Annotated in this window: 6 protein-coding genes; 2 read left to right on the top strand and 4 right to left on the bottom strand. The window is 52.0% G+C overall.

Annotated elements, in window-relative coordinates; all coding sequences use genetic code 11:
* Window positions 1–12 precede the first annotated feature (12 nt).
* Both mraY and ACYVHB_RS18430 read right to left on the bottom strand, forming a co-directional pair.
* Window positions 13–1,221, bottom strand: a complete 1,209-nt coding sequence (gene mraY / locus ACYVHB_RS18425) for a phospho-N-acetylmuramoyl-pentapeptide-transferase (RefSeq protein ID WP_461053241.1) — start codon at window positions 1,219–1,221, stop codon at window positions 13–15.
* 109 nt (window positions 1,222–1,330) lie between these two features.
* Window positions 1,331–2,815, bottom strand: a complete 1,485-nt coding sequence (locus ACYVHB_RS18430) for a UDP-N-acetylmuramoyl-L-alanyl-D-glutamate--2,6-diaminopimelate ligase (protein WP_461053254.1) — start codon at window positions 2,813–2,815, stop codon at window positions 1,331–1,333.
* A 162-nt stretch (window positions 2,816–2,977) separates the two neighbouring features.
* On the opposite strand from ACYVHB_RS18430, the gene pyk reads away from it, so the two are divergent.
* Entirely contained in the window at window positions 2,978–4,414 is a 1,437-nt protein-coding gene (gene pyk, locus ACYVHB_RS18435; RefSeq protein WP_461053242.1) for a pyruvate kinase, read from the top strand.
* A gap of 118 nt (window positions 4,415–4,532) precedes the next feature.
* Here pyk and ACYVHB_RS18440 read toward each other — a convergent pair whose 3' ends face one another.
* Together ACYVHB_RS18440 and yihA are read right to left on the bottom strand one after the other, a co-directional pair.
* A complete protein-coding gene (locus ACYVHB_RS18440; RefSeq protein WP_461053243.1) occupies window positions 4,533–5,060 on the bottom strand; it encodes a DUF5606 family protein in 528 nt (175 codons plus the stop codon).
* Between the two features lie 118 nt (window positions 5,061–5,178).
* Window positions 5,179–5,793 (bottom strand): ribosome biogenesis GTP-binding protein YihA/YsxC, encoded by a 615-nt coding sequence (yihA, locus tag ACYVHB_RS18445; RefSeq protein WP_461053244.1) that lies wholly within the window; start codon window positions 5,791–5,793, stop codon window positions 5,179–5,181.
* A 173-nt stretch (window positions 5,794–5,966) separates the two neighbouring features.
* Between yihA and ACYVHB_RS18450 the strand changes: the two genes are divergently transcribed.
* Window positions 5,967–6,440, top strand: a complete 474-nt coding sequence (locus tag ACYVHB_RS18450; RefSeq protein WP_461053245.1) for a thioredoxin family protein — start codon at window positions 5,967–5,969, stop codon at window positions 6,438–6,440.
* The last annotated feature ends 93 nt before the right edge of the window (window positions 6,441–6,533 follow it).

The following is a 6,533-nucleotide window of genomic DNA, read 5'->3' on the forward strand; positions in this document are numbered from 1 at the left end:
TAGGCACTACAGTTACCGCAGCTTTAGCGTGGCCAGCGTCAGCACGGCCAGAATGATCCCGATGATCCAGAAGCGCGTAACGAGTTTGGCTTCGTGGTAACCTTTTTTCTGAAAATGGTGGTGCAGGGGCGACATCAGGAAAATTCGCCTGCCCTCACCGTACTTGCGTTTGGTGTATTTAAAGTAGCTAACCTGCATAATGACCGACACCAACTCGATCAGAAAAATACCGCACATGACCGGAATCAGCAGTTCCTTGCGAATCGCCAGCGACAGCACGGCGATAACGCCCCCCAGCATCAGGCTACCCGTGTCTCCCATGAATACCTGCGCCGGGTAGGAATTGTACCACAAAAATCCCACGCAAGCCCCCACGAAAGCGGCACAGAAAATTACCAGCTCGCCTGCATTAGGAATGTACATGATGTTAAGGTACTGCGAGAAAACCTTGTTGTTCGACAGATAAGCCAGCACGGCGATTGTCAGACCGATAATGACCGACGTACCAGCCGCCAGCCCGTCGATGCCGTCGGTGATGTTGGCCCCGTTCGAGACGGCAGTGATAATGAAAATACAAACCAGTACGTATACAATCCAGGTGTAGCTGTCGGGCAGAACCCCAAACAGCAGCGAACTGTAATCGAAGTCGTTGTTTTTAATGAACGGCACCGTCGTTAGCGTCGATTTTATGTCGGTATACACATCCGGCACGGTCGACGTGTTGAGCAGGCGGGGCGCGTAAACCCGAATTTTAACGTACTCATTAAAATACAGAGTCAGCCCGACAATTAGCCCCAGTCCGACTTGCCCGACGACTTTAAATTTGCCCGCCAGCCCTTCTTTGTTTTTCTTGAAGACTTTGATGTAGTCGTCCAAGAACCCAATCAAGCCCGTCCAAACGGTCGAGACGAGCGCCAGAATGACGTAGACGTTGGATAGTTTGGCAAAGAGCAGCGCCGGAATCAGCAACGACGCCAGGATGATGAACCCGCCCATGGTTGGCGTACCGCGCTTTTGCATTTGCCCTTCCAGCCCAAGATCACGGATAGATTCGCCAATCTGAAGCGCGCGAAGCCGGTCGATAATCCGCCGACCGAAGATAGCCGCTACTAAAAGTGAGGTCACGACCGCCCCGAGTGCCCGGAATGAAATGTATTGAAAAACTCCCGCACCGGGGAAGTTGTAGCGTTCGTCAAGAAACTGGAACAGGTAATAGAGCATTAGTAGAAAGCGAAAGAGTGAATGAGCGAAATCAAACCCGCACCGGCGTATTGGTTGATGCAGAGAACAGGAGTGAAAGAACGATGTTTACGCAAAAGTATTCGCTCTGTCATTCTTTCACTCTTTTGCTTGTCAAAAACGCTTCCCGCAATACTGCCCGGTCGTCAAAGCTGGACTTAATGCCCTTAACGTCTTGGTAGGTCTCGTGGCCTTTGCCTGCCACCAGAATAATGTCGTTGGGCCGCGCCATCAACACCGCTCGCTGAATAGCTTCGCGCCGGTCTTCGATTACCAGCGTTTTTTTAACGTCGACGGGCGAGACTCCGGCCTGCATCTGCTCCAGAATAACCATCGGATCTTCATGACGGGGGTTATCCGAAGTCAGCATCACGCGGTCGCTGAACCGGCACGCAATGTCGGCCATAATGGGTCGCTTGGCCGCGTCGCGGTTGCCCCCGCAGCCAACGACCGTAATCACCTGCGGCATCCGGTCCTGCTCATCGGCCTGCCGCAGTCCGTTGATAGTCTCAAGCACATTTTGCAGGGCGTCGGGCGTGTGGGCATAATCGACAATGCCAACGATCCGATTGTCGGAAACGACCTGCTCGAAACGACCCGGCGGGGGCGTAATACCCGACAGCAGCGTGAGCACCTCGGCGGGTTCTTCGCCCAGCAACACGGCCGCGCCATACACGCTGAGCAGGTTATAGCCATTGAAGCGGCCAATGAGTTTGAACCACACCTCCTGCCCGTCCACGAGCATGTTCAGGCCAAACAAACTGTCGGCAATGATCTTGCCTTTGAAGGTCGCCAGCGTTTGAATAGAGTAGCTTTCCTTGCGGGCGGGCGTATTCTGAAGCATAACTAAGCCGCGTTTATCGTCCACGTTAGTCAGCGCGAAAGCCGACGCCGGGAGTTGGTCGAAGAATCCTTTTTTGGCCCGGATGTAGTTATCGAACGTGCCGTGAAAATCGAGGTGGTCGTGGGTGATGTTGGTGAAAATGCCCCCCGCAAACGTCAGCCCCGCGATCCGCTCCTGCACAACCGCGTGCGAACTAACCTCCATGAACACGTGCGAACAGCCCTTTGCCAGCATCTGAACGAGTAATTGGTTGGTCGTAATAGCGTCGGGCGTGGTGTGCGTAGCCGCAATGACCTGATCGTTAATCTGATTCTGCACCGTCGAGAGCAGCCCACAGCGGTAGCCGAGCATTCGAAACAGGCGAAACAGCAGCGTCGCGACCGAGGTTTTGCCGTTGGTGCCCGTCACACCGATAAGTTTGAGCTTTTGCGACGGCTGACTGTAGAAGTTGGCTGCTACCAATCCCATAGCCCGCGCCGAGTCCTGCACCTGCACGTAGGCGACATCGTTAGCCCTATTTTCAGGTATCTCCTCACACAAAACCGCCGTTGTACCCTGCCGAACGGCCGCTTCGATATAGCTGTGTCCATCGGTGACGGTACCGCGCACGGCCACAAACAAACTGCCAGGTCCTGCGCTGCGCGAATCCATCGTCAGGTTTGTGACGTCGGTATCCATATTACCGGACGTAGCCAGCAACGGAATTTTGTAGAGAAGGTCTTTAAGTTGCATACCAGACACGTCAGCCATTTACCTTTTTGTAGCCGCAAAAAAACAGGTTGGCGATGGGTTTAACTAATACCCCGTGAATTTTCCATGAACACCGCTGTTTATTTGGCGTGCCGGTTATTTTTGCACCGGCTATAGCCATTTGCCCAATTTTTCCCGTCCCTCATGTCCAAGAAAACCAAGATCGTGGCCACCATTGGCCCGGCTTCCGAAACGAAAGAGCAATTGCTGGCATTAGCCAAAGCGGGCGTGAACGTCTTTCGGCTTAATTTCTCCCACGGCACCCACGAAGACCATCTGATGCGGCTCACCCGTATCCGTGAAATCAATAAAGAATTTAACCTGAACCTGTGCGTCCTTCAGGATTTACAAGGACCCAAGATCAGAATTGGTAACGTGGCCGAGAAAGACGGGGTGCTGCTGGAAGCGGGCAACCAGCTCATATTCACCAACGACGACATCGTCGGTACGGCCGAACGCGTCAGTACGCCCTATAAAGATATGTACCGCGATGTGCATCCAGGCGAACGCATTCTGATGGACGATGGTAAACTCGAAGTGCGGGTAACGGGCAAAGAAGGCACCGACGTCGTTACGGAAGTTGTTTATGGCGGACTGATGAAATCCAAGAAGGGCGTCAACCTGCCCAACACAAGGGTATCCATGCCCGCCGTAACCGAGAAAGACTGGGCTGACCTCGAATTTGGGCTTGAGCACGACGCCGAATGGATTGCGCTGTCGTTCGTGCGCGAAGCCTCCGAAATTCTCGAAATTAAAGAATACATTAAATCGAAAGGCAAAAAATGCCGGGTGATCGCTAAAATTGAAAAACCCGAAGCCATCGTTAACATCGACGAAATCATTGCCGCTACCGACGGGCTGATGGTGGCGCGGGGCGACCTCGGCGTCGAACTACCCGCCGAAGAGGTGCCCATGATTCAGAAAATGCTCGTAGAGAAGTGCAACCGGGCGGCCAAGCCCGTGATCGTTGCCACGCAGATGCTCGAAAGTATGATCGACGCCCCCCGTCCTACCCGCGCTGAAATCAACGACATTGCCAACTCCGTCATGGACGGGGCCGACGCCGTGATGCTCAGCGCCGAAACCGCGTCGGGCAAATACCCGATCTTAGCCGTCGAAGCGATGGCCAACACCATCCGGCAGGTTGAAACCACTACCGACAAAATTTATTACCGCTACCATGCGCAGGTGAATGAGCAGCCAACTGAAAACGCCATCAACGACAACGTGGTGATGAGTGCCTGCCGACTGGCCCGCGACACCAGAGCAAAAGCCGTAATTGGCATCACCAACTCGGGTTACACGGCCGTTCGGCTGTCGCACCACCGCCCCAAAGCTGATTTATTTGTGTTTTCGAACGACGCCCAACTACGCAATACGCTGGGATTGTACTGGGGCGTTCAGGTGTTGCCCTACGAGCCAAACCCGGAACTGACCGTAGACCAAACTGTTGATAATATCAAGCTGACGTTGATTGGACAGGGTAAATTAGCGTCGGGCGACATTTTCATCAACACGCTCAGTATGCCCCTGACGCAGTCCCGCCGAACCAACACAGTGAAATTGAGTACGGTCGACTAATCCAGTTAGTGAGTTGGTCAGTTAGTGAGTAATTGGTAACTGACCAACTGATAAATACTAAAAAGCCGCGAAACCAAAGGTCATCGCGACTTTTCCGTTCTCACTGAAAATAAAAACTTTAGGCGGGTGAGGAAGCGTCGGCGGGCGTTTCGTCTTTCGGCTTGCTGGGCACTTCATCAACCAACGTGTCAGCTACCGGCGCGTCGCTTGTTAATTCTTCCGCTGGTTCTACAGTATCGTCAGCTGCTGTTTCAAACGCTTCTGGTGCGTACTGACGCAGGATACCATACCAGACAATGAGCTTCTTTATATCGGTAGGTCGAACGCGGTCGCGGTCATAATCGGGCACGACCGAGGCCATAAAATCGGCCAGTTCGTTGTTCGAGCCTTTGGGATCGACGGTCAGCGTTTCACCGTATTTTTCGTTGACGGCCAGCAGCACATCACCGAGCGGCTTGGACTGCTCTTCAGCATCGACATAAATCGAAATGTCGTTCAATACCGACACGCGGGCCGTTGGACCCATCATGGTTTTGGCCTTTTTTTCGTCCAGCGATTCAACGATAACGCCATTTCGGCTAGGTTTCAAAATTCGGTATAGACCACTGTAGCCCGCAATATTGGCAATCTGTTTCAATGCTTCCATAGGTAATTCAGTAAATTGGTAACGCCTGTTTTGGCCGACGTATTGCTCTTTTAAGAAGCGAAAGAGTAAATGAGTGAAAGAGCGAACTGGCTACTTCAGTTTTCGCTCTTTCACTCATTTACTCTTTCGCTCTTTTCTTGAATCCTTCATTCAGCGGCCCGATGAAGTCCAGAATCTCCTCGCGGCCGGTTGCCGTAATAGCCGACGTAATAAACCACTGCGGAATCTCCTCCCACGTTTCGAGCAGCGTTGCCTGATACACGTCGAGCATGGCCTGGAGTTTGGTTGGACCGAGTTTTTCGGTTTTAGTAAAGGCAATGACGAACGGAAGGCCCCGTTCGCTGAGGTTGGTCATGAAGTCGAGATCAATCTTTTGCGGAGGAATACGCGAGTCAACCAGCACGAAAATGCAAAGCAGATTAGGGCGGCTGGTGAGGTAGCCGTTGATGAGATCCGCAAATTTTTCTCGTTCAGTTTTGCTCACCTGTGCATAACCGTAACCAGGCAAATCAACCAAATACCATTCGTTGTCGATGATGAAGTGGTTAATAAGTTGCGTTTTCCCCGGTTTTCCCGATATTTTGGCCAGTGAATGACGCCCGGTAAGCATGTTAATCAGCGATGACTTCCCCACGTTAGAACGGCCAATGAAGGCGTACTCAGGCCGGTCGGGACGCGGGCAAAGAGCAGGGTCGGCGTTGCTGACGATAAATTCGGCTTGCTTAACAGGCATGGTATGGTTGGCTAAAGCGGGTGCAAAGGTCGGAAAGATTCGGGAGAATGGCGCACGTCTGCCCATTGTGAATCGTGAAGCCGTTGACTAACTTGCCGGGCTAAGAAACGAAAGCGGCTTATCAATACGTTATAGCTCTAAAACTACAAGATCACCGGTAAGCCGGTTTACTCATGAAAAAAGCAATTTGGCTACTGACAATTCTCTTTGTTGGATTCACCACTGCATCAACTCAGGCGGTTCCCTTTGGCGACATAAAACCAACAACAAAAGGCGACGATAACGGCATTCAATTTACCGACGCTGCCTGGAAGGACATTTTGAAAAAGGCAAAAGCTGAAAAGAAAATCATCTTCTTAGATGCGTATGCGAGTTGGTGCGGCCCCTGCAAAACGCTTCAGAAAAAAGTATTCACTCAAAAAGCAGTTGGTGATCTGTACAACGCGCGGTTTATCAACGTAAAAATGGACATGGAGAAAGGCGAAGGCCCGGCCCTGTCGCAACTTTACCCACTCGAAGCGTATCCAACCATGCTCTACATCGACAGCGACGGCCGGGTCCTGAAAAAAATCATTGGCCTGCACACACCCGAAGACCTGATTGCCATCGGAAAAAGTGTGAAGCAGCCCCAACGCCGGAGCTTGTAAGTAATTAGGCAAATTTAGAATAGATCAACTATTTTAGCGGCATGAGCCGCAAAGAAAAGCATATTGATCTTGTTGAAGCCGAGCTGATTACCT

This window comes from Spirosoma arcticum (assembly GCF_054779955.1).

What these genes read in the sequence shown, in the direction of transcription:
- ACYVHB_RS18430 (WP_461053254.1), bottom strand. Translation starts at nt 2,815, where the DNA reads ATGCAACTTAAAGACCTTCTCTACAAAATTCCGTTGCTGGCTACGTCC.
- mraY (WP_461053241.1), bottom strand. Translation starts at nt 1,221, where the DNA reads ATGCTCTATTACCTGTTCCAGTTTCTTGACGAACGCTACAACTTCCCC.
- ACYVHB_RS18440 (WP_461053243.1), bottom strand. Translation starts at nt 5,060, where the DNA reads ATGGAAGCATTGAAACAGATTGCCAATATTGCGGGCTACAGTGGTCTA.
- ACYVHB_RS18450 (WP_461053245.1), top strand. Translation starts at nt 5,967, where the DNA reads ATGAAAAAAGCAATTTGGCTACTGACAATTCTCTTTGTTGGATTCACC.
- pyk (WP_461053242.1), top strand. Translation starts at nt 2,978, where the DNA reads ATGTCCAAGAAAACCAAGATCGTGGCCACCATTGGCCCGGCTTCCGAA.
- yihA (WP_461053244.1), bottom strand. Translation starts at nt 5,793, where the DNA reads ATGCCTGTTAAGCAAGCCGAATTTATCGTCAGCAACGCCGACCCTGCT.